Source organism: Paraburkholderia sp. UCT70, assembly GCF_050434085.1.
Lineage (GTDB): Bacteria > Pseudomonadota > Gammaproteobacteria > Burkholderiales > Burkholderiaceae > Paraburkholderia > Paraburkholderia tuberum.
This window is the reverse complement of sequence record NZ_JBNPVZ010000004.1, coordinates 1,097,521-1,122,788: the sequence shown is the minus strand read 5'-3', so window position 1 is coordinate 1,122,788 and position 25,268 is coordinate 1,097,521. Positions and strand designations below refer to the sequence as shown.

The 25,268-nt window shown below is 64.3% G+C and carries 18 protein-coding genes and 2 tRNA genes; 10 read left to right on the top strand and 10 right to left on the bottom strand.

The window, feature by feature from the left end; genetic code table 11:
• Window positions 1-119: 119 nt before the first annotated feature.
• Window positions 120-1,811, bottom strand: coding sequence for a 3-(methylthio)propionyl-CoA ligase (locus OKW41_RS30810; protein ID WP_429574996.1), 1,692 nt, complete (start codon window positions 1,809-1,811; stop codon window positions 120-122).
• A gap of 154 nt (window positions 1,812-1,965) precedes the next feature.
• Here OKW41_RS30810 and OKW41_RS30805 point away from each other — a divergent pair, with 154 nt between their 5' ends.
• The 5 genes from OKW41_RS30805 (at window position 1,966) to OKW41_RS30785 (ending at window position 5,815) form a co-directional block, all read left to right on the top strand.
• Window positions 1,966-3,522: a protein adenylyltransferase SelO gene (locus tag OKW41_RS30805; protein ID WP_429574995.1), complete on the top strand. Its 1,557-nt coding sequence runs from the start codon at window positions 1,966-1,968 to the stop codon at window positions 3,520-3,522.
• A gap of 74 nt (window positions 3,523-3,596) precedes the next feature.
• On the top strand, window positions 3,597-4,019 hold the full coding sequence (gene msrB / locus OKW41_RS30800) for a peptide-methionine (R)-S-oxide reductase MsrB (protein ID WP_429574994.1): 423 nt from the start codon (window positions 3,597-3,599) through the stop codon (window positions 4,017-4,019).
• A 162-nt stretch (window positions 4,020-4,181) separates the two neighbouring features.
• Window positions 4,182-4,712, top strand: a complete 531-nt coding sequence (locus OKW41_RS30795; RefSeq protein ID WP_429449732.1) for a septation protein A — start codon at window positions 4,182-4,184, stop codon at window positions 4,710-4,712.
• 1 nt (window position 4,713) lies between these two features.
• Window positions 4,714-5,025, top strand: coding sequence for a BolA family protein (locus tag OKW41_RS30790; protein ID WP_187635237.1), 312 nt, complete (start codon window positions 4,714-4,716; stop codon window positions 5,023-5,025).
• Window positions 5,026-5,035: 10 nt separating this feature from the next.
• A complete protein-coding gene (locus tag OKW41_RS30785; protein WP_429574993.1) occupies window positions 5,036-5,815 on the top strand; it encodes a peptidylprolyl isomerase in 780 nt (259 codons plus the stop codon).
• A gap of 165 nt (window positions 5,816-5,980) precedes the next feature.
• On the opposite strand, the gene purL is transcribed toward OKW41_RS30785, so the two are convergent.
• Entirely contained in the window at window positions 5,981-10,090 is a 4,110-nt protein-coding gene (gene purL / locus OKW41_RS30780) for a phosphoribosylformylglycinamidine synthase (protein ID WP_429574992.1), read from the bottom strand.
• Window positions 10,091-10,405: 315 nt separating this feature from the next.
• On the opposite strand from purL, the gene OKW41_RS30775 reads away from it, so the two are divergent.
• From OKW41_RS30775 to pgi, 3 genes are all read left to right on the top strand, one after another.
• Window positions 10,406-11,701, top strand: coding sequence for an NAD(P)/FAD-dependent oxidoreductase (locus OKW41_RS30775; protein ID WP_429574991.1), 1,296 nt, complete (start codon window positions 10,406-10,408; stop codon window positions 11,699-11,701).
• A gap of 178 nt (window positions 11,702-11,879) precedes the next feature.
• On the top strand, window positions 11,880-13,520 hold the full coding sequence (locus OKW41_RS30770) for an NAD(P)H-hydrate dehydratase (RefSeq protein ID WP_429574990.1): 1,641 nt from the start codon (window positions 11,880-11,882) through the stop codon (window positions 13,518-13,520).
• A 347-nt stretch (window positions 13,521-13,867) separates the two neighbouring features.
• The gene (gene pgi / locus OKW41_RS30765) at window positions 13,868-15,490 is read left to right on the top strand and encodes a glucose-6-phosphate isomerase (RefSeq protein WP_429449721.1); all 1,623 of its coding nucleotides are present in this window, start codon (window positions 13,868-13,870) and stop codon (window positions 15,488-15,490) included.
• A 136-nt stretch (window positions 15,491-15,626) separates the two neighbouring features.
• Here pgi and OKW41_RS30760 read toward each other — a convergent pair whose 3' ends face one another.
• Window positions 15,627-16,313: an ABC transporter ATP-binding protein gene (locus tag OKW41_RS30760; protein WP_026225394.1), complete on the bottom strand. Its 687-nt coding sequence runs from the start codon at window positions 16,311-16,313 to the stop codon at window positions 15,627-15,629.
• Between OKW41_RS30760 and OKW41_RS30755 the strand changes: the two genes are divergently transcribed.
• Window positions 16,312-17,016, top strand: a complete 705-nt coding sequence (locus tag OKW41_RS30755) for an arylesterase (RefSeq protein ID WP_429449719.1) — start codon at window positions 16,312-16,314, stop codon at window positions 17,014-17,016. The two genes, OKW41_RS30760 and OKW41_RS30755, sit on opposite strands and share 2 nt — an antisense overlap.
• Before the next feature lie 117 nt (window positions 17,017-17,133).
• Window positions 17,134-17,475: a hypothetical protein gene (locus OKW41_RS30750; RefSeq protein ID WP_026225396.1), complete on the top strand. Its 342-nt coding sequence runs from the start codon at window positions 17,134-17,136 to the stop codon at window positions 17,473-17,475.
• An 80-nt stretch (window positions 17,476-17,555) separates the two neighbouring features.
• Here OKW41_RS30750 and OKW41_RS30745 read toward each other — a convergent pair whose 3' ends face one another.
• The 7 genes from OKW41_RS30745 to clpP all read right to left on the bottom strand — a co-directional run bounded on the left by OKW41_RS30745 (window position 17,556) and on the right by clpP (window position 25,216).
• Window positions 17,556-19,493: a SurA N-terminal domain-containing protein gene (locus OKW41_RS30745; RefSeq protein ID WP_429574989.1), complete on the bottom strand. Its 1,938-nt coding sequence runs from the start codon at window positions 19,491-19,493 to the stop codon at window positions 17,556-17,558.
• Window positions 19,494-19,579: 86 nt separating this feature from the next.
• Window positions 19,580-19,656: transfer RNA gene (locus OKW41_RS30740), tRNA-Asp, on the bottom strand.
• 47 nt (window positions 19,657-19,703) lie between these two features.
• Window positions 19,704-19,779 (bottom strand) — tRNA-Val (locus OKW41_RS30735).
• Between the two features lie 101 nt (window positions 19,780-19,880).
• Window positions 19,881-20,153 carry an HU family DNA-binding protein gene (locus tag OKW41_RS30730; RefSeq protein WP_018418077.1) on the bottom strand — a complete coding sequence of 91 codons (273 nt, stop codon included), beginning with the start codon at window positions 20,151-20,153 and terminating at the stop codon, window positions 19,881-19,883.
• Between the two features lie 319 nt (window positions 20,154-20,472).
• A complete protein-coding gene (lon, locus tag OKW41_RS30725) occupies window positions 20,473-22,893 on the bottom strand; it encodes an endopeptidase La (RefSeq protein ID WP_429449714.1) in 2,421 nt (806 codons plus the stop codon).
• Window positions 22,894-23,094: 201 nt separating this feature from the next.
• The gene (gene clpX / locus OKW41_RS30720) at window positions 23,095-24,366 is read right to left on the bottom strand and encodes an ATP-dependent Clp protease ATP-binding subunit ClpX (protein ID WP_013089402.1); all 1,272 of its coding nucleotides are present in this window, start codon (window positions 24,364-24,366) and stop codon (window positions 23,095-23,097) included.
• A gap of 196 nt (window positions 24,367-24,562) precedes the next feature.
• Window positions 24,563-25,216 carry an ATP-dependent Clp endopeptidase proteolytic subunit ClpP gene (clpP, locus tag OKW41_RS30715; RefSeq protein ID WP_013089401.1) on the bottom strand — a complete coding sequence of 218 codons (654 nt, stop codon included), beginning with the start codon at window positions 25,214-25,216 and terminating at the stop codon, window positions 24,563-24,565.
• Window positions 25,217-25,268: the final 52 nt, after the last annotated feature.

Genomic DNA, 25,268 nt, shown 5'->3' with positions numbered 1-25,268 from the left:
GAGGCGGCGCGTGATACGCCGCCCGTCCGGTTCATCGAGCCTGCTTATGGTCAGACTTTTTCAAGCGACGGTTCCGGGGTCAGCAGGCACGATACACCAAAAAAGAACGAACGTTCAATTTATTCCAGAGTGGGGTTTCCCCTGGGACTCGGGGTCAGCGGACAGCTGCGGCCGTCTTCGAGCGCGGACGGCAGCACGTGGTCGCGGAACAGATCGCGCAGCTTCAGCTTCTGCAGCTTGCCGGTCGCCGTGTGCGGTAGTTCGTCGACGAACACGACGTCGTCGGGGATCCACCACTTCGCGACCTTGCCGTCGTAGTACGCGAGCAGTTCGTCGCGGGTGACGTCTTGCCCCGCGCGTTTGACGACGACGAGCAACGGGCGCTCGGTCCACTTCGGATGCGCGCACGCGATGCACGCGGCTTCCGCGACCGCCGGATGCGCGAGCGCGACGTTCTCGACGTCGATCGAGCTGATCCATTCGCCGCCCGACTTGATCACGTCCTTCGAGCGATCGGTGATGTGCAGGAAGCTGTCGGGGTCGATCGTCGCGACGTCGCCGGTCGGGAACCAGCCGTCGATGAGCGGCGAGTCTTCCTTGCGGAAATACCGGTCGATGACCCACGGCCCGCGCACGTGCAGATCGCCGAACGCGACGCCATCCCAAGGCAGCTCGCGGCCATCCTCGCCGACGATCTTCATGTCGACGCCGTAGATCGCATGACCCTGCTTTTCGAGCAGTTTGCGCTGATCTGCGAGCGGCCGCTGGCTCTGCTCCCAGGTCAGCTTCGACAAGGTACCGAGCGGCGACATCTCCGTCATGCCCCATGCATGGATCACCTGCACGCCGTAGTCGTCCTCGAGTATCCGCAGCATCGCGGGCGGACAGGCGGAACCGCCGATCACCGTGCGCTCGAGCGACGAAAACCTCGCGCCCGTTTCGCGCAGGTGGTTCAGCAGACCGAGCCACACGGTCGGCACGCCGGCCGAGCACGTGACGCGTTCGCTCTCCATCAGTTCGTACAGCGACTTGCCGTCGAGATCCTTGCCGGGGAACACGAGCTTCGCGCCGGTCAGCGGCCCCGCGTGCGCGAGGCCCCATGCGTTGACATGGAACATCGGCACGATGGGCAGCACCGAGTCGCGCGCCGACAGGTTCATTGCGTCGGGCAACGCCGCGCCGAACGCGTGCAGCACCGTCGAGCGATGGCTATACAGCGCGCCTTTCGGATTGCCGGTCGTGCCCGACGTATAGCAGAGATACGACGCCTGGCGCTCGTCGAGCGCGGGCCAGTCGAAGCGGCCGTCCTGCCCGTCCATCAGCGTTTCGTAGCACAGCACCGACGTTTGCATCGGCGGCCGATGCGCTTCATCGCATAGTGCGATCCAGCCGCGCACGCGCGGGCACTGCGGCGCGAGCGTGTCGACCAGCGCGGCGAACGTCGTGTCGAACAGCACGTACGCGTCGTCGGCATGATTGACGATGTAGGCGATCTGGTCGGGGAAAAGCCGCGGGTTGATCGTGTGACACACGGCGCCGAACCCGGTGGTGCCGTAATACGCTTCGAGATGCCGGTAGCCGTTCCACGCGAGCGTCGCGACGCGTTCGCCCGGTTCGACACCGAGCGCGATGAGCGCCTGCGCGAGTTGCTTCGCGCGCTGCTCGCAATCGCGATAGGTGTAGCGATGCAGGTCGCCTTCGATGCGCCGCGACACGATCCCGGTGCTGCCGAAATGCCGCGCGGCATGCGCGAGCAACGATGACACGGTGAGCGGCACGTCCATCATCTGGCCCAGCAGCGGCGTCGTCATAAGGCGGGGTCTCCTCGGCTTGTTAGTGGGTCGATGGGTTGGCGGAAGATCTGGCGGCGTCGAGCGCAGCAGCGTGGTCCGAACGATGAAGGCGGCCGCCCAGCAGCGCCGCGGGCGCGGACTTACAATATCGGCTAATCCAGAGGCGCTCAACATGTCGTTTTCCCCAAGCTTTGCAGGGCTATCCGCAGCTTTGACGGATCTTTCCAACACACTCGCCACTCCCCCAGCCAACGCGTTCGCGCGGCTCGGCGGCACGTTCCTCACGCGCCTGCCCGCCGCGCCGCTCGACGCACCCTATCTCGTCGGCTTCTCGGCCGGGACCGCCGCGCGGCTCGGGATGCCCGAGGGCATCGAGCGCGATCCGGGCTTTATCGAGCTGTTCTGCGGCAACGCGACGCGCGACTGGCCGACCGACACGCTGCCTTACGCGTCGGTGTACTCGGGGCATCAGTTCGGCGTGTGGGCCGGCCAGCTCGGCGACGGCCGCGCGCTCGGTCTGGGTGAGCTCGAACACGACGGCGAGCGCAACGAACTGCAGCTCAAAGGCGCGGGCCGCACGCCCTATTCGCGCATGGGCGACGGCCGCGCGGTGCTGCGCTCGTCGATCCGCGAATATCTGTGCTCGGAGGCGATGCATCATCTCGGCATTCCGACCACGCGCGCATTGTGCGTGATCGGCTCCGACCAGCCGGTGCGGCGCGAGACGATCGAAACCGCCGCGGTGGTCACGCGCGTCGCGCCGAGCTTCGTGCGCTTCGGCCACTTCGAGCACTTCTACGCGAACGATCGTGTCGACGCGTTGCGCGCGCTCGCCGATCACGTCATCGAGCGCTTCTATCCGCATTGCAAGGAGGCCGACGATCCGTATCTGGCGCTGCTCGCCGAGGCGGTGCGCTCCACCGCGGATCTGATGGTCGACTGGCAGGCGGTCGGTTTCTGTCACGGCGTGATGAATACCGACAACATGTCGATCCTGGGCCTGACGATCGACTACGGCCCGTTCGGTTTCATGGATGGCTTCGATGCCGGCCACATCTGCAATCACTCCGATACGCAGGGCCGCTACGCCTACCGGCTGCAGCCGCAAATCGCGTACTGGAACCTGTTCTGCCTCGCGCAGGGACTGCTGCCGTTGTTCGGCGAGAAGCACGACGAAAGCGTGCGCGCCGACAAGGCGGTCGAAGATGCGCAGCACGTGCTCGCCGGCTTCAAGGACCGTTTCGCGCCAGCGCTCGAAAACCGCATGCGCGCGAAGCTCGGCCTCGAACAGGCGCGCGACGGCGACGACGCGCTGGTCAACCGGCTGTTCGAAGTGATGCACGCGAACCGCGCCGATTTCACGCTGACGTTCCGCACTCTCGCGCGCCTGTCGAAACACGATGCGAGCGGCGATACGCCGGTGCGCGACCTGTTCCTCGATCGCGTCGCCTTCGACGCATGGGCGAACGACTATCGCGCGCGACTCGCCGAAGAGTCACGCGACGACGTTGCGCGCGCCATTGCAATGAATCGCGTGAACCCCAAATTCGTACTTCGCAACCATCTGGCGGAAACGGCGATCCAACGCGCGAAGGAGAAGGATTTCTCCGAGGTGGAACGGCTCGCGGCCGTGTTGCGTCACCCGTTCGACGAGCAGCCCGAATACGCGTCGTATGCGGGCCTGCCGCCCGACTGGGCGAACTCACTGGAAGTGAGCTGTTCGTCGTGACGCATCGGCGCAGCTGAATGCCACGGCTGCCTCGCCAGAAAACACTGAGACAAACCCGAGACAGGAACCCGACCATGAGCAACCCCGACGATCTCAAGCATGATGCCCCAGCCGTGCAGAAGAGCGACGCCGAATGGCGCGAACAGCTGTCGGACATCGAATACCAGGTGACGCGCCATGCGGCGACCGAGCGTCCCTTCTCCGGCCGCTACAGCGATCACTGGGAACGCGGTATCTACGACTGCGTGTGCTGCGGCACGCCGCTGTTCGAATCGGACACCAAGTTCGACGCCGGCTGCGGCTGGCCGAGCTATTTCCGCCCCATCAACGGCGAGGTGATCGCCGAGAAGACCGACCGCTCACACGGCATGCTGCGCATCGAGGTGCAGTGCAAGAACTGCGGCGCGCATCTGGGCCACGTCTTCGAGGACGGACCGGCGCCGACCGGTCTGCGTTACTGCATCAATTCGGCTGCGTTACAATTCGAGCCCAAGTAACGCGGCGCGGCAGCATCCCTGCCCGCCTTCGGCGCCGCACTGGAAGTGCGCGCGGCGCCCTTCCAATGCGGCAGTCCCGCTCGCCAGCGGGCACCGCGCACCTTGCACGCCAGGCGGGCGCGCTTCAACGTTCGACTCACTCTCCGACTTCCCGATCAGATAATGAAATTCCTGTTCGATCTGTTCCCGATCATCCTGTTCTTCGTGGCCTTCAAGATCTGGGGCATTTTCACGGCGACGGCAGTGGCGATCGTCGCCACGCTGGTGCAGATCGCGTGGGTGGCGTTCCGCCACCGCAAGGTCGATCCGATGCTGTGGGTGAGCCTCGGCGTCGTCGTGGTATTCGGCGGCGCGACGCTCGTGCTGCACAACGACACCTTCATCAAATGGAAGCCGACCGTGCTGTACTGGGCGTTTTCGGTCGCGCTGATCGTGTCGCAGCTCGGCTTCAACAAGAACCTGATCGAAGCGATGATGGGCAAGCAGATCACGCTGCCGCACGCGATCTGGGGCAAGCTGAACCGGATCTGGGCGGTGTTTTTCGTGCTGCTCGGTCTGCTGAACCTGTTCGTCGCGTATCACTACACGACGGATCAGTGGGTCAATTTCAAACTGTTCGGCGCGACCGGCTGCCTGCTCGTGTTCATCGTCGGACAGAGCCTGTGGCTGTCGAAGTACATGAAGGAGGAATGACATGAGCGACCTGTTCATGCACGCCACCACCGCCGAGCGCGCCGCGCTGATCGAGGCGCGCCTCGCGGCCGCGCTCGCGCCCGTCGAATCGATCCGCATCACCGATGACAGCGCGCAGCACGCGGGCCATGCCGGCGCCTCGGCCGGCGGTCATTTCAGTGTCACGATCGTGGCCGTCGCGTTTGCCGGTAAGCCCCGCGTGGCGCGGCATCGCATGGTGTATGATGCGCTGGCCGATGCCATGCAGCGCGGCATTCATGCCCTTGCCATCACGGCGTATACGCCCGAAGAATTTGCTTTGTTGCCCCGCTAGGAACCTTTCGATGACCTTGAAGAAAACCCGCCTCTGGGTATTGCTGGCTGCGTTCGCGGCCGCACCTGCATTCGCACAGAACATCGCCGTGGTGAACGGTACGCCGATTCCGAAGTCGCGCGCCGATGCATTGATCCAGCAACTGGTTCACCAGGGACAGCAGGACACGCCGCAGCTGCAGCAGGCCGTGCGCGAAGAGCTCGTGAATCGCGAAATCCTGATGCAGGAAGCGCTGCGTCGCGGGCTGCCGAACCGTCCGGACGTCAAGGCGCAAATCGCGGTCGCGCAGCAAACTGTCGTGCTGCGCGCGCTGATCGAAGACTTCGTGAAGAACAATCAGCCGACCGACGCCGAAGTCACCGCGCGCTACAACGCGCTCGTCAAGGATGCGGGCGGCAAGGAATATCACCTGCACCATATCCTCGTCGACAACGAGCAACAGGCGAAGGACCTGATCGCGAAGATCAAGGCCGGCGCGAGCTTCGAGAACCTGGCCAAGCAGTACTCGAAGGACCCGGGATCGGGCAAGAACGGCGGCGATCTCGACTGGTCGGACCCGAAGGCCTACGTACCTGAATTCGCGGACGCGGCCACGCATCTGCAGAAAGGCCAGATAACCGACACGCCGGTGCATACGCAATTCGGCTGGCACATCATCCGTGTCGACGACATCCGCGCCGTCACGCCGCCGCCGCTCGAGCAGGTGCGCGCGCAGATCGTGCAGCAGATCCAGCAGGAAAAGCTGCAGGCGTTCGAAGAGAATCTGCGCAAAAACGCGAAGATTCAGTAAGGGTCGGCGGGAAGATCGTCTTCGGATAGTCCGCCTGGCTCTGAAGCCTGAATGCGATAAAGCCGCCCGTGGGCGGCTTTTTTGTTGCTGCAAGATTTGCAGCGGCGGCGTGCGTGGCTGCCGCAAACAGGAGCCGCAGCACGCGGGCGGCAGCCCCTCGACTCATCAACCGAGCCAGCGACGCGCGTTCTGGAACACGCGCAGCCACGGGCTCGCGTCCGTGCCGATCTCGCCCCAGCCCTGCGGATGCCAGCTCATCTGCACCGCGCGATGCACGCGCTCCATGTGCGGCATCAGCACCGTGAAGCGGCCGTCGGCCGTCGTGACCGATGTGATGCCCTCGGGCGAACCGTTCGGGTTGAACGGATACTGCTCGGTCGCCTGATCACGGTGATCGACATAGCGCATCGCGACCGCGACCTTCGACTTGTCGCCCTGCTGCGAGAAGTCCGCAAAGCCTTCGCCGTGCGCGACCGCGACCGGAATGCGCGAGCCTTCCATGCCGGCGAAAAAGAGCGACGGCGATGCCTGCACCTCGACGAGCGAGAAGCGCGCCTCGAACTTCTCCGACTTGTTGCGCGTGAACTTCGGCCATGCTTCGGCGCCGGGGATCATCGACGCGAGGCTGCTCATCATCTGGCAGCCGTTGCAGATGCCGAGTGCGAACGTGTCGCCACGACTGAAGAACGCGGCGAACATGTCGGCCAGTTGCGCGTTGAAGCGGATCGTCTTGGCCCAGCCTTCGCCGGCGCCCAGCGTATCGCCGTACGAGAAGCCGCCGCACGCGACCGCACCCGCGAAATCGGCGAGGTTCGCGCGGCCCGCGAGCAGGTCGCTCATGTGCACGTCGTGCGCGTCGAAGCCGGCGCGATCGAATGCATAGGCCGTCTCCAGATGCGAGTTCACGCCCTGCTCGCGCAGGATCGCGACGCGCGGACGCGCGCCCTTGCCGACGCCCCGAAGGAAGTCCCCTTGGGGGATGAACGGTGCGGCGACGTCGTCTGCCGGATCGAAGCTCAGCATCGGCGTGATGCCCGGGTCGGCCGCGTCGAGCAGCGCGTCGTATTCGGCGTCGGCGCAAGCCGGGTTGTCGCGCAGACGCGCGATGCGCCAGCTGACTTCGCTCCACGTGCGATGCAGTTCGGCGCGCGGCGCTTCATAAAGCTTCTTCGCGTCGCGATAGATCTCGATCACGTCGCGCTCGTTGGTCTTGCCGATCACGTGCGAGCAGGCCGACAGACCGTGTTCGCGCAGCGCGGCGAGCACAACGTCGCGATCGGCCGCGCGCACTTGCACGACGGCGCCGAGCTCTTCGTTGAAGAGCGCGCGCAGCGTGCGGTCTTCGCGGCGGCCGCTGGTCTGCTTCGCCCAGTCCTTCGCGTCGCCGTAATCGGATTCGTGATGCGGGTCGAGCACGAGCATGTCGACGTTCAGCGACACGCCCGCGTAACCCGCGAACGCCATTTCGCAGACCGTCGCCCACAGCCCGCCGTCCGAGCGGTCGTGGTACGCGAGCAGCTTGCCGTCGCTATTGAGCGACTGGATCGCGTTGAAAAAGCGCTTCAGATCTTCCGGATCGTCGACGTCCGGCACCGTGTCGCCGACCTGCTGCGTGACTTGCGCGAGAATGCTGCCGCCCAGACGCTGCTTGCCGCGGCCGAGATCGATCGCGATCAGCACCGACTCGCCGACTTCGCTCACACGCTGCAGTTGCGGCGTCAGATGCTTGCGGACGTCTTCAACCGGCGCGAACGCGGAGATGATCAGCGACACCGGCGCGACCACTTCCTTCGCGACGCCGCTCTCTTCCCAGCGGGTGCGCATCGACAGCGAATCCTTGCCGACCGGAATGCCGATACCGAGCGCCGGGCACAGTTCCATGCCGATCGCCTTGACCGTGTCGTAGAGCGCGGCGTCTTCGCCAGGCGCGCCGCACGCGGCCATCCAGTTGGCCGACAGCTTGATTTTGTCGAGCGACGCGATCGGCGCCGCCGCGATGTTGGTGATCGCCTCGCCGACTGCCATACGGCCAGAGGCCGGTGCGTTGATGACGGCGAGCGGCGTGCGCTCGGACATCGTCATCGCTTCGCCGCTGAAGCCTGCGTAATCCATCGTCGTGATCGCGACGTCGGCCACCGGCACCTGCCACGGACCGACCATCTGATCGCGCGCGGTTGTGCCGCCGACCGAGCGGTCGCCGATCGTGATCAGAAACGACTTGCTCGCGACCGTCGGATGACGCAGCACGCTCTGCGCGACGTCCTGCAGCGCGAGGCCGGTCACGTCGACCGGTTCGAGCCTGCGCTCGGCACGCTTTACGTCGCGGTGCATACGCGGCGCCTTGCCGAGCAGCACTTCCATCGGCATATCGACTGGCTGATGCGCGCCTTCCTGCTGTTCGGCATCGATCAGCTTCAGCTGACGCTCGGCGGTGGCCGTGCCGATCACCGCGAACGGGCAGCGCTCGCGCTTGCACATCGCCTCGAACACCAGCAGATCGGCCGGCGCGATCGCCAGCACGTAGCGCTCCTGCGCTTCGTTCGACCAGATTTCGCGCGGCGACAGACCGCTTTCTTCGAGCTGGATCTTGCGCAGTTCGAACAGTGCGCCCTTGCCCGCACCGTCCACCACTTCGGGGAACGCGTTCGACAGACCGCCCGCGCCGACGTCGTGAATACTGAGGATCGGGTTCTTGTCGCCGAGCTGCCAGCACGCGTTGATCACTTCCTGCGCGCGTCGCTCGATTTCCGGGTTGCCGCGCTGCACCGAGTCGAAGTCGAGCTCGGCGGTGTTGGTGCCGGTCGCCATCGAGCTCGCGGCGCCGCCGCCCATGCCGATGCGCATGCCCGGGCCGCCGATCTGGATCAGCAGCGAGCCTTCCGGCAGATCGTGCTTGTGCGTGTGCTCGTCGGAGATATTGCCGATGCCGCCCGCGATCATGATCGGCTTGTGATAGCCGCGCACGAGACCCGCGACGTTCTGCTCGTAGGTGCGGAAGTAGCCGCCGAGGTTCGGCCGGCCGAATTCGTTGTTGAACGCGGCGCCGCCGAGCGGGCCGTCGATCATGATCTGCAGCGGCGAGGCGATGCGGTCCGGGCGGCCGTACGCTTCGTGCTGGTCGGCCGGATTGCGCTGCGCGAGCGGCTGAGCGGTGTCGCGGGCGTTTTCCCACGCCTCGACGCCGTCCGGCAGTTCGAGGTTCGATACCGTGAAGCCCGCGAGGCCCGCCTTCGGACGCGCGCCGCGGCCGGTCGCGCCTTCGTCGCGGATTTCGCCGCCGGCGCCAGTCGCGGCGCCCGGGAACGGCGAGATCGCGGTCGGGTGGTTGTGCGTTTCGACCTTCATCAGCGTGTGCGTGAGCTCGACGCTGCGGCCATAGTGCTCGGGCAATTCGCTCGCGCCGAGGTCGGCCGGCGTGCGCGGGAACCAGCGCTCGGCCATGCCGCCGACCATGATCGCCGAGTTGTCCGAATACGCGACGATCGTGCCCCGCGGGTTCAGCTTCTCGGTGTTGCGGATCATGTTGAACAGCGACATGTCCTGCTTCTCGCCGTCGATCGTCCAGTCCGCGTTGAAGATCTTGTGGCGGCAGTGCTCGCTGTTGGCCTGCGCGAACATCATCAGCTCGACGTCGGTCGGATTGCGGCCGAGCTTCGTGAATGCGTCCACCAGGTAGTCGATTTCGTCGTCGGCGAGCGCGAGGCCCAGTTCCGCGTTGGCGGTTTCGAGCGCGGCGCGGCCGCTCGCGAGCACGTCGACGGTTTGCAGCGGCTTGGCCGGCAATTCGTCGAACAGATGCAACGCGTGGTCGCGCGACGGCGCGACGCTCTCGGTCATGCGATCGTGCAGCGCGGCGGCGACGGCCGCGCGCGCTTCGTCCGACAGCGTCTTCTTGCCGCCGAGCAGGCCGCTTTTCAGCGTCACCGAGTACTCGACGCCGCGCTCGATGCGGCGCACCTGCGTGAGCCCGCACAGATGCGCGATGTCGGTTGCCTTGCTGGCCCACGGCGACACGGTGCCAAAGCGCGGCAAGACCAGGAAGGTTTCGACCGCGCCACGCTCCTTGCCTTCTTCGAACGGATCGCCGTAGTGCATCAGCGCCTCGATCTTCGCGCTGTCTTCAGCGGACAGTTCGGTCTGCGCATTGACGAAGTGCAGATACTGCCCGCGCACGCCGGTGATATTCGGGTCGATGCGCGTGAGCGTGTCGAGCAGGCGGGTTTGACGGAAATCGGAGAGGGCCGAAGCGCCGGGGAAACACGAGAAGTGGGCCATGGGACTTGACGTTGCGTCGCTCATTGATGCCGGGGAGCCGCGCATGCAGGCGACGTGAGGCGGAAAGGAAGTCCGGGATTATACCCCGGGAACGGGCTTCCAGCGGGCTCCGGGGTGCGTGGGCGGCGGGCCCCGCGCCTGCCCGCGCGACGCGTCGCCGCGGTGCCCGTCGCGTCGCCGCGCGGGTGTTTTGACTGCTATCATTCGCGTTTCACCAGATCGGCGCACGCGGCCCGGGCTTCACCCGGCAGCGCGCCGCATGTCACAGCCAACGGGAACGCGCGCGAGCCGCCCGTCGGCACATCGAATCAGAGCATGGATGTCATCGTCATTGGCGGCGGGATAGCGGGCGTCGCCACCGCTTATCACCTGCGCGCGGCCGGCCACCGGGTATGCGTCGTCGAGCGTCACGCGACCGTCGCGCAAGGCGCCACCTACGGACAAGGCGGCAACGTGCTGCCGACGCCGCTCGACGTCTGGTTCGGCCCGACCTTCATGGCGAGCCGCTACAACGCGAAAAATGGCGTGATCAGCAAGACCGGCTTCAACGGCGCCGCGCGGCAGTTCATCAAGCAGCTCGGAGCATGGCAGGAGCCCGAGGCGTTCGCGCGCCAGTACGCGCTGCTGCGGCCGCTGATCGAATCCTCGCGCGATGCGATGGCCGACGTTGAAGCCCGCTTCGGCCTCGAATTCGAACAGACGAGCGGTCTGCTGTACCTCGTGCGCAGCGCGCACGAATGGGAGCTGAACGCAGCCGCGCTCGATCTGCTGCACCGGTTCGAGGTGCCGCATCACGTGCTGAGCCAGGCCGAATGCGCGGCGTTCGAGCATGCGGTCCCCACAGATCCTGAATTCGCCGGCGGTGTGCTGTTCGAGCACGAGCGCACCGCGAACTGTCCGCTTTTGACCAAGCTCGTCAAACAGGTGCTCGATACCCAAGGCGGCGTGCAGTTCATGCCGAACTGCGAGGTGACCGGCATTCGTCTCGAAAGTCAGCGCGCGGCGGTCGAACTGGCGCCGCGCGACGGCGCGCCCCGCTCACGCGAGATCGACGTGGTCCAGGCCGATGCGGTCGTGGTCGCCGCCGGGCACGGCAGCCTGGCGCTGCTCGAACGCGCAGGGCTCAGGCTGCCGCTGCATCCGCTGCGGCTGCATTCGCTGGTCGCGCCGATCGCGCACGAGGAATGCGCGCCGCACGTCGCGATCGTCGATGCGGTCAAGCGCATCGGCATCAGCCGCATGAACCATCGGCTGCGGATCGCAGGCGGCGCGGTGCTGCAAAGCACGAGCCAGATCGACAAGCCGCTCGGCGAAGCGCTGACCAAGGAGGCGCTCGCGTTGCTCGGCCAGGCGACGCACGACTGGATTCCGGGCGCCGCGCGCATTTCGGCGGCGCTGCCGTGGGAAGGCGTGAAACTGCTGTCGCCCGATGGCTTGCCGGTGATCGGCAACGCGCTGCATCCGCGGCTGTTCATCAACGTCGGGCATGGCCCGGCCGGCTGGGGCCTCGCCTGCGGCGCGGGCAAGCTCGTTGCACAGCTGATGTCGGGACAGACGCCGACGTTGCCGCAAGACACGCTCGCTGCATTGAGGCCGGAGCGGTTCCAGTAAGGTTTCGTGCTGTTCCAGGCGGGTATGGCGGGCTGACAGCCCGCTGTCGATACCCCGCGTTCATCGCACCGCTTCCGCCGCACGCACCGAAACAGCCGCACGCGGTGCGCCTATCGGCACTAACATAGCGATTCCAAAGTCTGCCCGCCGCGCCGCGGGCGCACCGCCAGGTTTCGCCATGACAGACGCAGAAAACTCGCTGCTCTCCCTTTTCGATCCGCTGACCGACTCGCAGCCGCTTGCGCTGCCGCTGCTGACTCTGACCGACTTGCGGATCGCCGAATCCCAGGCCGCCGCGGCCCTGCCCGAGCACACGCTGATGGCGCGCGCCGGTCACGCGGCCGCGCGCTGGCTGCTCGAACGGATCGCCGCGGATACGTCGGTGACGAAGTCGCAGCAGCGCGCGTGGCTGGTCGCCGGCCCGGGCAACAACGGCGGCGACGCGCTGGTCGTCGCGACCGAACTGCACAAGGCCGGCATCGCCGTCGAAGTCTGTATGCCGGTTGAAGTGAAGCCCGCCGACGCGCGCTGGGCGCTCGACGCCGCGCGCGCCGCCGGCGTGCCGATCGACGCGGCGCCGCCCGCCTCGCTCGACGGCTATGGCTGGCTCGTCGACGGTATGTTCGGCATCGGTCTCGCGCGGCCGCTCGACGGCGTCTTCGCGACGCTCGCGCGGCAGCTGTCGCAGCGCACGAAGGCGCGCCCGACACAAGGCGCCGTGCTCGCGCTCGATGTGCCCAGCGGGCTCGACAGCGACACCGGCGCGGTGATCGGCGACAACGGCGCGGCGGCGGTCCATGCGACGCACACGATCACGTTCATCGGCGCGAAGCCGGGGCTTTTCACCGCGCAAGGTCGCGATCTCGCCGGGCGAGTGACGGTCGCACCGATCGGGCTCGTGGCAGGGATCAACGGCCGGGGCAGCCCAGACGCTGCCACCAGCGCCTCACGTGCGGCGATCCAGCTCAGCGCGCCCGATCTCTTCGGCCCCTTCATGCCCCCACGCAACTTCGCGACCAACAAGGGCACCTTCGGCAGCCTCGCGGTGGTCGGCGGCGACACCGGCATGTGCGGCGCGCCGATTCTCGCGGCACGCGCGGCGCTCTACACCGGCGCGGGCAAGGTCCACGTCGCGCTGCTCGGCGAAGGCGCCCCGCCCTACGATCCGCCGCACCCCGAACTGATGCTGCATCCGATCGACACGCTGCCGCTCGATTCGATGGACGCGCTCGCGATCGGCTGCGGCATGGGGCACGGCGAACGCGCGACGCGGGTACTGCACGACGTGCTGCAACTCGACGTGCCCAAGCTGTTCGATGCCGACGCGCTGAACCTGGTCGCCAAGGATCCCGCGCTCGCCGCGGAAGTCACCGCGCGCGGCGTGCAAGGCGATCCGTGCATTTTCACTCCGCATCCGCTCGAAGCGGCGCGCCTGCTTGGCAGCGATGCGGCGAGCGTGCAACGCGACCGTCTCGCGGCCGCGCGCGCGCTCGCGGCGCGTTTTGCGAGCGTCGTCGTGCTGAAGGGCGTCGGCACGATCATCGCCGCGCCCGACGGCCGCCTCGCGCTGAACCCGACCGGCAACGCCGCGCTCGCGACGGGCGGCACCGGCGACGTGCTCGGCGGCATCATCGGCGCGCTGCTCGCGCAGCATCTGCCACGCTTCGAGGCGGCGCTCGCGGGCGTCTATCTGCACGGCCTTGCCGCCGATACGCTGACCGCGCAGGGCCACGGCCCCGCCGGGCTGACGGCCGGCGAGCTGGCACCGATGGTGCGTACCTTGTTGAACCGGCTGTTCTATTCGGCGCCGCTTGCTTGACGCGCGCGATTGCTCTGAATACGAATCGCGTTCGCGGCGCTCGTTCACACCGATGAAACATCGCGATCCCAATCATTGCGAGCGCGCGCAACGCCCTGCTGCCCGTCGCGCATCCCCGCTATACTGATTGCCTGCGCCGCGCGTCGGATCAATCGCGGGTCGCGGCGATACTCCAGCGGGCGCGGGCGCCGTCTCGCGTTTTCGCGAAGTTCATCCGCTTCGCGAAGTATCGTCGGCACCTGTCCCGATCCGGGCCGCGTGGCATCGCTCTGACTGCATCGCCGCATCATTCTCGGCCGCGCTTCATGCGCGCGCCTTCCTTCGTGCCCCTTGGTTAGACGGACGCTATGACCCAGAACTCGCTCCCCTCCTGGTCCTCGCTGCAGACGCATTACGACACGATTCGCGATGCGCATCTGCGCGACTGGTTCGCCCCCGAGAACGATCCCGCTCCCACGCGCGCCGAACGCTTCACGTTCGCGGGCGGCGGTCTCTCAGCCGATTTCTCGAAGCACCGTATCACCGCCGAAACCCTGCAACTGCTCGTGCAACTCGCCCGCGAAGCCGGCGTCGAGAAGCGCCGCGACGCGATGTTCGCGGGCGAGGTCGTCAACCCGACCGAAGGCCGCGCCGCGCTGCACACGGCCTTGCGCGCAACCGACCCGAAGGCGCCGTTCTTCGCCGAAGTGCAGTCCGAGCGCAAGAAAATGGCTGCGTTCGCCGAGCAGGTCCGCAGCGGCGCATGGACCGGCTACACCGGCAAGCGGATCCGTCATGTCGTGAACATCGGCATTGGCGGCTCGGATCTAGGGCCGAAGATGGTCGTGCACGCGTTGCATCATCTCGCGACGCCCGAGATCTCGACGCACTTCGTGTCGAACGTGGACGGCGCCGATCTGTACAACGTGATGCAGCAGATCGATCCCGAAGAGACGCTCGCGATCATCGTGTCGAAGACTTTCACGACGCTGGAGACGATGACCAACGCGCGCTCGCTGCGCGACTTTTTCATCCAGAAAGGCTGCCCGGAAAGCGCGCTGGCGAAGCACTTCGTCGGTGTGTCGGCCAATACGGCCGAAGTCGTCAAGTTCGGCATCGCGCAAGAGAACGTGTTCGCGATGTGGGACTGGGTCGGCGGACGCTACTCGCTGTGGTCGGCCGTCGGTCTGTCGATCATGATCGCGGTAGGTCCGCAACAGTTCGACGAGCTGCTCGCCGGCGCCAACGAGATGGACCAGCACTTCCGCACCGCGCCGCTCGACAGGAACCTGCCGGTGCTGCTCGGCATGATCGGCATCTGGTATCGCAACTTCTTCGGCTCGCAGAGCTATCTGGTCGCGCCGTATTCGCAGGCACTGCATTTCCTGCCGTCGTATCTGCAGCAGCTCGAAATGGAGAGCAACGGCAAGTCCGCGCGTCTCGACGGCGCGTTCGTCGACTATGCGACTTCCGCAGTCACGTGGGGCGAGCCGGGCACGAACGGTCAGCACGCGTTTTTCCAGATGCTGCACCAGGGCCCGACGATCGTGCCGATCGATTTCATCGCGCTGCTGACGCCCGAGCATCCGCTCGCTAGCCATCATCCGAAGCTGCTCGCGAACTGCTTCGCGCAGAGCGAAGCGTTGATGCTCGGTCGCACGCTCGAGGAAGCGAAGAAAGTGGCCGGCCCCGACAAGCCGGAACTCGCGCCGCACCTGACGTTCCCGGGCAACCGCCCCACCGCGACGCTGCTGCTCGACGCGTTGACCGCGCGCACGCTCGGCGCGCTGATCGCGCTTTACGAGCACAAGGTGCTGGTGCAAGCGTCGGTGTGGAACATCAACCCGTTCGATCAGTGGGGCGTCGAACTCGGCAAGATCCTCGGCAAGGTGGTCGAGGCCGATCTGGGCGCGGCGAGTGCCGACGTGAAGAAACATGACTCGTCGACGTCGGCGCTGATCACGCGGGCCCGGGCTGCGTTGAAGCGCTGAATGGAAGTCTGGAGTGCACGATAGCGGGCGATAACGCGCCATAAACAGAAGAAAGCGGGCTACGGCCCGCTTTGTTTTTGCTTCGACGACGACATGCTCGAGGTACGCGAGCGCAAGCCCGCGATCCGCCAGACCATCAAGCGAGCCGCCCCGCTTCGATCGTCACCGTCGTATCGCAACGCCGCGCGAGTTCGATGTCGTGTGTCACGAGCACGAGCGTCGCGCCGTGCGCGCGATTCATCTCGAACATCAGATCGATCACCGCGTGGCCGGTGGCCGCGTCGAGACTGCCGGTGGGTTCGTCGGCGAACAGGATCGCCGGGCGCGTGACGAACGCGCGCGCGAGCGCGACGCGCTGCTGCTCGCCGCCCGACAGCAGCTTCGGATAATGACCGGTACGCTGCCCGAGCCCAACCTGTTCGAGCAGTTCACGCGCACGCGCGGCGGCCTCGCGTGTGCCGATGCCGCCTTGCAGTTCGAGCGGCAACGTGACGTTTTCGAGCGCGGTCAGATGCGGCATCAACTGAAACGACTGGAACACGAAGCCGACCGCGCCGCTGCGCAACGCGGCGCGGCCGTCTTCGTCGAGCTCGCCGAGTTCGCGCCCGAGCAGCCGAACCGAGCCCGCGCTAGCACTGTCCAATCCCGCGAGCAAGCCGAGCAGCGTAGACTTGCCCGACCCGGATGCACCGACGATCGCGACGCTGCTGCCGGCATCGATGGCAAGATCGATGTCATCGAGAATCGTCAGTTCGCCCGCAGCATCCTTAACCCTCTTGCACAAACCCCGCACTTCAATGACTGGATCAGTTCTGTTTGGCATGGTGAAGCGTAGATTGAAAGTGCGCGCCATCGCCCCTCGCGCCGCGGCGCTGTCTGCGGCATTCGGCGCGACCATGATGGCCGCCGCGCTGGTTTCGTTACCGTTGCGGGCTCACGCGGCGAATACGCCCGACCCCGCGAAGCCGGTGATCGTCGTGCTCGGCGACAGCATCTCCGCTGAGTACGGGCTGCCCCGCGATACGGGCTGGGTCGCATTGATGCGTCAGCGTCTGGCCGAAGAGCGCATCGATTATAGCGTCGCCAATGCGAGCATCAGCGGCGACACGACGAGCGGCGGACGCGCGCGTCTGCCCGCGCTCATGGAACGGCTCAAACCGAGCATCGTGATCGTCGAGCTCGGCGCCAACGACGCGTTGCGCGGCGTGCCGCTCTCGACGACCGAGGACAACCTGCGCACGATCATCGAACAGGCGCAGCAAGGCCACGCGAAGGTCGTGCTCGTCGGCATGTACGTGCCGCCCAATTATGGCCCCGACTATACGCAAAAGTTCCACGGCCTCTACGGCCAGCTGTCGAAGGAGTTCCATGTGTCGCTCGTGCCGTTTCTTCTCGCCGGCATCGCGGATAAACCGGATATGTTCCAGACCGATCAGATCCACCCGACGCAGCAGGCACAGCCGCTGCTACTCAACAACGTGTGGCCCGCTCTCAAGCCACTTCTTCGCACAAGTTCGCCGCACTGAAAGATCTGCTAACGACTTGTTTCCGGAACCTGGGGGAACTCGGATCGCCGAGCCGTTCGACATATGGGCAATCCCTGCCACCCGACTCATTCTTGAGCGACTTCTGAGGAGATAACGTTGAAATATTTACCGTTAATCGCTTTGACCGTTGCCATCTCGGCTTGCGCGGCTCAACCGCCAGCCGGCGTTCAGTCGGTGGGTCAAAGCCAGCAGCCGCCTCGCGCCGTCGCAACCTGCATCGCGCAGAAATGGGCGGATAGTTCGCAACAACAGGTGGTCTCGCAAAACACCCTCGCCAACGATCAGGCCATGGACGTCTACGTCCCGGGCCAGCAGCCGCCCAACGGCGCGGCCGCGGTGGTCCGTCCTTCGTATAGCGGCAAGGGCACGTGGGTCGGCTTTCGCGCCGGCGGTGCTGGCGGTGGCAACGCCACCGGCGCGATCAGCGGCTGTCTGTAAAGCTGCCACCTGGCTGTAGATAAAAAAGCCCCGCAAATGCGGGGCTTTCTTTTGGACGAGCAGGTAATGCTTACTGCGGCTTACTGATCGGCCGGCTGGGCGGCGCTGTCGAGCGTACCGTAGAACTTCACCTTCGAGCGCTCGCGCAGCGCTTTCAGATAGGCTTCGGCCTGCGACTGCGCGTCCACCTGCGCGATCTGCTGCTGCGCGACAGCGAGATGCTGCGCGTCGGTGGCCGCGGGCTGCACAATCTGGTTCACGCGATAGATCGCATAGCCGTCGTCGCCGAGATCGACACCGACGTAGGCCGGCAACTTTTGCGCATCGACCTTGTAGATTGCGCTCAGTGCGGCAGGCGGCACGCCCTGCGCGTCATTGCGCGACACCTTCAGCGGCGACGAGAAACTGGCGGTCGCCTTCGACTTCTCGAAATCGGCCAGTTTCGCGACGCCGTCCTTGTGCGCTGCTTCGTTCGCCTGCACGGCGATCACCTTCTGACGCACCGCGTCCTTCACCGCGTCGAATGCGGGCACGGCAGCGGGCTTGTAGTCGGTCACACGCGCGGCGATCAGCGTGTTGTTGCCGACGTCGATGGCCTGCGTATTGTTGTGCGCCGATACCGAGTCATTCGCGAACACGGCTGCGAGGAACTTCGGGTTGTTCAGCGGGCTGTCGGGCGGCAGCTTCGGATCCGGCTGCGGCGTGACCGTCGCCGTCTGGATCTGCAGCTTGAATTTGTCAGCGGCCGGCTGCAGGCTCTTGGCCTTTTCATAGACGAGCGACGTGAAACCTTCCGAGCTGTCGGTGAACGCCTTGCTCGCCAGTTGCGTCTTCAGCTCCCTGGCGATCTGGTCCTTCACTTCGTCGAACGACTTCGTGACCGCCGGCTTTACATCGGTGACCTTGATGATGTGGAAACCGAAGTCGGTCTGAACGATGCCGCTGATTTCGTCCTTCTTCAGCGCGAACACCGCGTCGTCGAACGCCTGGCCGCCCGCGATCATGCCGCGGCCGAAGTAACCGAGATCGCCACCCTTCGATGCCGAACCCGGATCCTGCGAGTTCTGCTGCGCGATCTGCGCGAACTGGTCCGGATGCGCCTTGAGCTGCGCGAGCAACTCCTCGGCCTTCTGCTTCGCTTTGGCCTTGTCGGCCGCGCTCGCGTCCTTCGGTGCCGCGATCAGGATATGGCTCGCGCGCACTTCGCCCTCGGTGCGGAAGTGGGCGATGTTGTTGTCGTCGTAGTACTTCTTCAGGTCCCCGTCGCTCGGCTGCACCGATGCGCTCAGCGCGGCCGGCGACATCACCAGGTACTGGATCGTCGCCGTAGCGGGCGTCGCGAAGTCGTTGCGATGCGCGTCGTAGTACGCTTGCAGTTGCGCATCGGTCGGCTGGATCTTCGCCGCGTAATCGTGCGGATGGAACGCGATGCCCTGCACTTCACGCTGCTGCTGCGCGAGCTCGGTCAAGTGCTGCGCGAGCGTCTTCGACGTGAACGCGCTCGCCTCGATGCTCGCGGGCAGTTGTTGCATAGCGAGGTTGTAGCGCACGCGCTCGTCGTACTGATCGGGCGTCATGCCCTGCATCGCGAGCAGTTGCTTGTAGCGGTCGAGGTCGATCGACCCGTCGGGATTCTTCAGCGACGAGATCACCGGATCGGACAGCAGCGCGCGGCGCACCGCTTCGTCCGATGCGCTCAGATGCAGACGCTGCGTTTCGTCGGCAAGCACACGCTGCTCGATCATGCCGTCGAGCATCTGGCGACGGCGCTCCGGCGTGTCGAACGACTTCATGTCGAACTTCGCGCCGAGCATCTGACGCCCGCGGTCGATCTGCTGGCGCATCGCGTCGTCGTATTCGACACGGGTGATCTTGTGACCGTTGACACTCGCGACGTTTGCACTTTCGTCAAAGAAGCCGCGGAAACCCTGAATACCCACGAAACCCAACCCCGGCAAAATGACGAGGATGAGCATGAACATCATCAGGCGTTGGTGATTGCGGAAAAAATCGAGCATGCGTGAGGGGTGCCAAAAACAGAACGCCCGATCTTACAACAGCGGGCAACAAAAAAGGCGAACCGGAGTTCGCCTTTCGTGGATACTGGCGGAGTGGACGGGACTCGAACCCGCGACCCCCGGCGTGACAGGCCGGTATTCTAACCGACTGAACTACCACTCCTTATACTGCACTTTTGCGACTGGAAACACTGCAGCCGAATCTGAAACTGGTGGGTGCTGAGAGGCTCGAACTCCCGACCTACGCCTTGTAAGGGCGCCGCTCTACCAACTGAGCTAAGCACCCGTTTCGTGATTCAGTGCTTGATGTGTTTTCTGCCTTGCCGCTGCCCTCCCCGTGAATCGTTCATGCAGTCGGGTTAAGCAATTCCTAAAGCAGCAAGCCCATTAGTTTAGCGCATCCTTCAGAGCTTTTCCAGGCCTAAATTTAGGAACTTTTGCTGCCTTGATTTTGATCGCGGCGCCCGTGCGCGGATTGCGTCCGGTGCGCGCGGTGCGCTTGCCGACCGCGAACGTGCCAAAGCCGACCAACGTCACAGATCCGCCCTTCTTCAACGTGTTTTTGACGCCCGCGATGACTGCATCGAGCGCACGGCCCGCCGCGGCCTTCGAAATGTCGGCTTGCTGTGCGATGTGATCGATCAATTCCGTCTTGTTCATTCAAACCCCCGTGAATGTTTATTGGCAATCGTGACAGTGCTTTCCAGCACCTCCCGCCACGCGGCCGGCGCGAACGCCAGGCCGCCTCATTAGAAGCGGCCGAAACCCTTGTGTCAACCGGGGTTGAGCCTGATCGGCGTTATTTTAGAGGGGCGCTTTTGTCACAGTATGTTGCAGCGGAAAGACTGGCGATGCGGCCTAGCGACGAAGCCGCGCGGGCAAAAAAAACCCGCGGCTCTTGACCGCGGGTTTTCCGCTTCAGCAAACGACACCGCTGCAGAATGCTTTGGCGTCAGCGCATTCTGATGCGCATCGAACCTTAGTGCTTGACGACGTCCGTCGCGGCATCCTTGCCCGGCTCAGCCCCGACCGGCGCCGAGGGCTTCGGTTCGTCTTCCGGTAACGCCTGCGGTACACGTTCGAGCGCAAGTTCGAGCACCTTGTCGATCCAGCGGACCGGCACGATTTCGATCGCGTTCTTCACGTTGTCCGGAATCTCCGTCAAGTCCTTGACGTTTTCTTCCGGAATCAGCACCAGCTTGATGCCACCGCGATGCGCTGCCAGCAGCTTTTCCTTCAGGCCGCCGATCGGCAGAACTTCGCCACGCAGCGTGATTTCGCCCGTCATCGCGACATCGGCGCGCACCGGAATACCGGTCAACACCGACACCAGCGCGGTCGTCATCGCGATACCAGCCGAAGGACCATCTTTCGGCGTCGCGCCTTCCGGCACGTGGATGTGAATGTCCTGCTTCTCGAACGCTTCGTCCTTGATGCCAAGACGACGCGAACGCGAACGCACGACCGAGCGCGCCGCTTCGACGGATTCCTTCATCACGTCGCCGAGCGAACCCGTGCGGATCACATTGCCCTTGCCCGGCATCACCGCGGCTTCGATGGTCAGCAGATCGCCGCCCACTTCCGTCCACGCGAGACCCGTGACCTGGCCCACCTGATTTTCCTTCGCGGCCAGACCGAAGTCGTACTTGCGCACGCCGAGGAACGTGTCGAGGTTGCTGCCGTCGACCTTCACCGCGCCTTCCGCCTTCTTCAGCAGAAGCATCTTCACGACCTTGCGGCAAATCTTCGAAATTTCACGCTCGAGCGAGCGGACGCCCGCTTCGCGCGTGTAGTAACGAATGATGTCGCGGATCGCAGTTTCCGTCACATCGACCTCGCCATCCTTGAGGCCGTTGTTCTTCTTCTGCTTCGGCAGCAGATAACGCTGCGCGATGCTGACCTTCTCGTCTTCCGTATAACCGGACAGACGAATCACTTCCATCCGGTCGAGCAGCGGCGGCGGAATGTTCAGCGAGTTCGACGTCGCCACGAACATCACGTCCGACAGATCGAAGTCGACTTCGACGTAGTGGTCGGCGAACGTGTGGTTCTGTTCCGGATCGAGCACTTCCAGCAGGGCCGACGACGGATCGCCGCGGAAATCCTGACCCATCTTGTCGACTTCGTCGAGCAGGAAGAGCGGATTGCGCACGCCGACCTTGGTCAGGCTTTGCAGGATCTTGCCCGGCATCGAACCGATGTACGTGCGACGGTGGCCACGAATCTCGGCTTCGTCACGTACGCCGCCCAATGCCATGCGCACGAACTTGCGGTTCGTCGCGCGCGCGATCGACTGACCGAGCGAAGTCTTACCGACGCCCGGGGGCCCCACGAGGCACAGGATCGGCGCCTTGACCTTGTCGACACGTTGCTGGACCGCGAGATACTCGAGAATGCGTTCCTTCACTTTCTCGAGACCGAAGTGGTCTTCGTCGAGCACGCGCTCCGCATTCGACAGGTCGTTGTTGACCTTGCTCTTCTTGCGCCACGGCAAGCCGATCAGCGTGTCGATGTAGTTGCGCACGACCGTCGCTTCCGCCGACATCGGCGACATCAGCTTGAGCTTCTTCAGCTCGGCGTCGGCCTTCTTCTTCGCTTCCTTCGGCATGCGGGCGGCCGTGATGCGCTTCTCGAGTTCTTCGAGATCCGCACCTTCTTCGCCTTCGCCGAGTTCCTTCTGGATCGCCTTGACCTGTTCGTTCAGGTAGTACTCGCGCTGACTCTTCTCCATCTGACGCTTCACGCGCCCGCGGATACGCTTTTCGACCTGCAGGATGTCGATCTCGGCTTCGAGTTGCGCGAGCAGATGCTCGAGCCGCTCGATCACCGGGAACATCTCGAGGATGTGTTGCTTCTGGTCGAGCTTGAGCGGCAAATGCGCCGCGATCGTGTCGGCGAGACGCCCTGCCTCGTCGATACCCGACAGCGAGGTCAGGATCTCCGGCGGGATCTTCTTGTTCAGCTTCACATACTGGTCGAACTGCGACACGATCGCGCGACGCAGCGCTTCGGTTTCAGCGCTGTCGGCGTGGTCAGGTTCGAGCGGCATGACTTCGCACGAGAACTGAGTTTCCTGTTCTTCGATGGAAAGCGTCTTCGCGCGCTGCAAGCCTTCGACGAGCACCTTCACGGTACCGTCGGGCAGCTTCAGCATCTGCAGGATGTTGGCGATACACCCTACTTCGTACATGTCCTTTTCGGTCGGCTCATCTTTCGCAGCCGTCTTCTGGGCGACGAGCATGATGTGCTTGCCGCCTTCCATCGCTGCTTCGAGAGCCTTGATCGACTTCGGGCGGCCTACGAAGAGCGGAATCACCATGTGCGGGAAAACGACTACGTCGCGCAGCGGGAGCAGCGGCAGCGTAATGCGTTCCGGCGGGAGGAGTTGGGTTCCTGACATTTCATTTCCCCATGAGTGGAATCAGTTCGTTCGATAGGTGAGGCCAGCAGAAAATATTGCAAGCCTCCGCGTGTGGGAAAAGTTCAGTGACTCCGAAGGTTCAGTGACTCCATAGTTGAGAACAACCAGCCTGACCACACGATAAACGAAAAAGCCGTTCACGTCGCCATGAACGGCCTTTTTGCAGAACTCGAAAGCCGATCAGTTCGAACCCGCGACCTTCGGCGCGTCTTCGTAGATCAGCAGCGGTTTGCCGTCGCCGTCGATAACGTTGTCGTCGATGATGACCTTGCTGACACCTTTCATTTGCGGAAGATCGTACATGACATCAAGCAACGCCTGTTCCAGAATCGAACGCAGGCCCCGCGCGCCCGTCTTGCGGCGGATCGCCTTGCGCGCCACGGCCTGCAACGCGGCGGGACGGATTTCGAGCTCGACGCGCTCCATGCTGAACAGCTTGTGATACTGCTTGACCAGCGCATTCTTCGGTTCGACGAGAATCTTCATCAGCGCCGCTTCGTCGAGCTTGCCGAGCGTGGCGACCACCGGCAGACGGCCGATCAGCTCCGGAATCAGGCCGAATTTGATCAGATCTTCCGGCTCCACTTCGCGCAGCACTTCGCCGGCGTCGCGGTCCTGCTTGCTCTTCACGCTCGCGCCGAAACCGATGCCGGTCTTCTCGGTGCGATCGACGATGACCTTCTCGAGGCCGTCGAACGCACCGCCGCAGATGAACAGGATGTTCGTCGTATCGACCTGGATGAAGTCCTGGTTCGGATGCTTACGGCCACCTTGCGGCGGCACCGACGCCATCGTGCCTTCGACCAGCTTCAGCAGAGCCTGCTGCACACCCTCGCCCGACACGTCGCGCGTGATGGACGGGTTGTCGGACTTGCGACTGATCTTGTCGATTTCGTCGATGTAGACGATGCCGCGCTGGGCCTTGTCCACCTCGTAATTACAATTCTGCAGCAGCTTCTGAATGATGTTCTCGACGTCTTCGCCGACATAGCCAGCTTCCGTCAGCGTGGTCGCGTCGGCAATCACGAATGGCACGTTCAGAAGGCGCGCGAGCGTCTGCGCAAGCAGCGTCTTGCCGGAGCCGGTCGGGCCGATCAGCAGGATGTTGCTCTTGGACAGTTCGATTTCGTCCTTCTTGTCGAGATGCTTGAGGCGCTTGTAGTGGTTGTAGACCGCGACCGCGAGAATCTTTTTCGCGCGCTCCTGACCGATCACGTACTGGTCGAGAATTTCGCGGATTTCCTGCGGGGTCGGCAGATCGGACTTGGACAAGCCGGCCTCGATGCCCGCGCCTGCAGCCTCGTCACGAATGATTTCGTTGCACAGATCGATACATTCATCGCAGATGAATACCGACGGGCCAGCAATCAGTTTCTTGACCTCATGCTGGCTCTTGCCGCAAAACGAGCAATACAACAGCTTTTCGCTGTTAGAACCTTTCTTGTCCGCCATAGATGTGTGAGCCTCCGGACACCGGATTAGATAATACGCCGTTTGCCCCCGCCACGCAGTTTGGGCGCGGCAGGGCTAGTGAGCACGATAACGGCGCTTGCCGCAGACGCCCGGACGGAAGTTGAACATTCACAACCGACCCGATGACGGTTTTGCCGCAACAGTGGGCAAAACAGCAGAGCAAAACCGTACCAGATCAGGGACGCTTGTGCGCCACCTGGTCGACGAGGCCGTACGCCTGCGCGTCATCGCCGGACATGAAATTGTCACGGTCGGTGTCACGCGCGATACGTTCGACGGGCTGACCGGTGTGGTGCGCGAGCAGATGATTCAGCCGATCCTTCAGGTACAGGATTTCACGCGCCTGGATTTCAATGTCCGATGCCTGGCCGCGCGCGCCGCCGAGCGGCTGATGAATCATCACGCGCGAATTCGGCAGCGCGAAACGCTTGCCCTTTGCACCGGCCGCGAGCAGGAACGCGCCCATGCTCGCCGCAAGCCCCATGCACAGCGTCGAGACGTCCGGCTTGATGAACTGCATCGTATCGTAGATCGCCATACCGGCAGACACGGAGCCGCCCGGACTGTTGATGTAGAAGTAGATGTCCTTGTCCGGATTCTCGCTTTCGAGAAACAGCATCTGCGCAACCACCAAATTGGCCGTCTGGTCGTTCACTTCGCCCACGAGGAACACGATGCGTTCCTTCAGCAGACGCGAATAAATATCATAGGAGCGCTCGCCCCGGCCGCTCGTTTCCACGACGATCGGCACCAGACCGAGTGCCTGCGCTTCGAGATCCCGGGACGACTGGGAGGTCAACGTGTCCAGCATTTGGGCGCGAAAGGTCATGCAATGGATCCTTGTCTGGAAATATTCTGAATATTAGCTGCTGGACACAGGT

Excerpts from the sequence above, each read along its gene's own strand:
- OKW41_RS30760 (WP_026225394.1), bottom strand. The coding sequence starts at position 16,313 with ATGCCAAACAGAACTGATCCAGTCATTGAAGTGCGGGGTTTGTGCAAG.
- clpX (WP_013089402.1), bottom strand. The coding sequence starts at position 24,366 with ATGGCGGACAAGAAAGGTTCTAACAGCGAAAAGCTGTTGTATTGCTCG.
- clpP (WP_013089401.1), bottom strand. The coding sequence starts at position 25,216 with ATGACCTTTCGCGCCCAAATGCTGGACACGTTGACCTCCCAGTCGTCC.
- OKW41_RS30790 (WP_187635237.1), top strand. The coding sequence starts at position 4,714 with ATGAGCGACCTGTTCATGCACGCCACCACCGCCGAGCGCGCCGCGCTG.
- OKW41_RS30775 (WP_429574991.1), top strand. The coding sequence starts at position 10,406 with ATGGATGTCATCGTCATTGGCGGCGGGATAGCGGGCGTCGCCACCGCT.
- OKW41_RS30745 (WP_429574989.1), bottom strand. The coding sequence starts at position 19,493 with ATGCTCGATTTTTTCCGCAATCACCAACGCCTGATGATGTTCATGCTC.
- OKW41_RS30805 (WP_429574995.1), top strand. The coding sequence starts at position 1,966 with ATGTCGTTTTCCCCAAGCTTTGCAGGGCTATCCGCAGCTTTGACGGAT.
- OKW41_RS30730 (WP_018418077.1), bottom strand. The coding sequence starts at position 20,153 with ATGAACAAGACGGAATTGATCGATCACATCGCACAGCAAGCCGACATT.
- OKW41_RS30770 (WP_429574990.1), top strand. The coding sequence starts at position 11,880 with ATGACAGACGCAGAAAACTCGCTGCTCTCCCTTTTCGATCCGCTGACC.
- msrB (WP_429574994.1), top strand. The coding sequence starts at position 3,597 with ATGAGCAACCCCGACGATCTCAAGCATGATGCCCCAGCCGTGCAGAAG.
- OKW41_RS30810 (WP_429574996.1), bottom strand. The coding sequence starts at position 1,811 with ATGACGACGCCGCTGCTGGGCCAGATGATGGACGTGCCGCTCACCGTG.
- purL (WP_429574992.1), bottom strand. The coding sequence starts at position 10,090 with ATGGCCCACTTCTCGTGTTTCCCCGGCGCTTCGGCCCTCTCCGATTTC.
- pgi (WP_429449721.1), top strand. The coding sequence starts at position 13,868 with ATGACCCAGAACTCGCTCCCCTCCTGGTCCTCGCTGCAGACGCATTAC.
- OKW41_RS30755 (WP_429449719.1), top strand. The coding sequence starts at position 16,312 with ATGGTGAAGCGTAGATTGAAAGTGCGCGCCATCGCCCCTCGCGCCGCG.
- OKW41_RS30785 (WP_429574993.1), top strand. The coding sequence starts at position 5,036 with ATGACCTTGAAGAAAACCCGCCTCTGGGTATTGCTGGCTGCGTTCGCG.
- lon (WP_429449714.1), bottom strand. The coding sequence starts at position 22,893 with ATGTCAGGAACCCAACTCCTCCCGCCGGAACGCATTACGCTGCCGCTG.
- OKW41_RS30795 (WP_429449732.1), top strand. The coding sequence starts at position 4,182 with ATGAAATTCCTGTTCGATCTGTTCCCGATCATCCTGTTCTTCGTGGCC.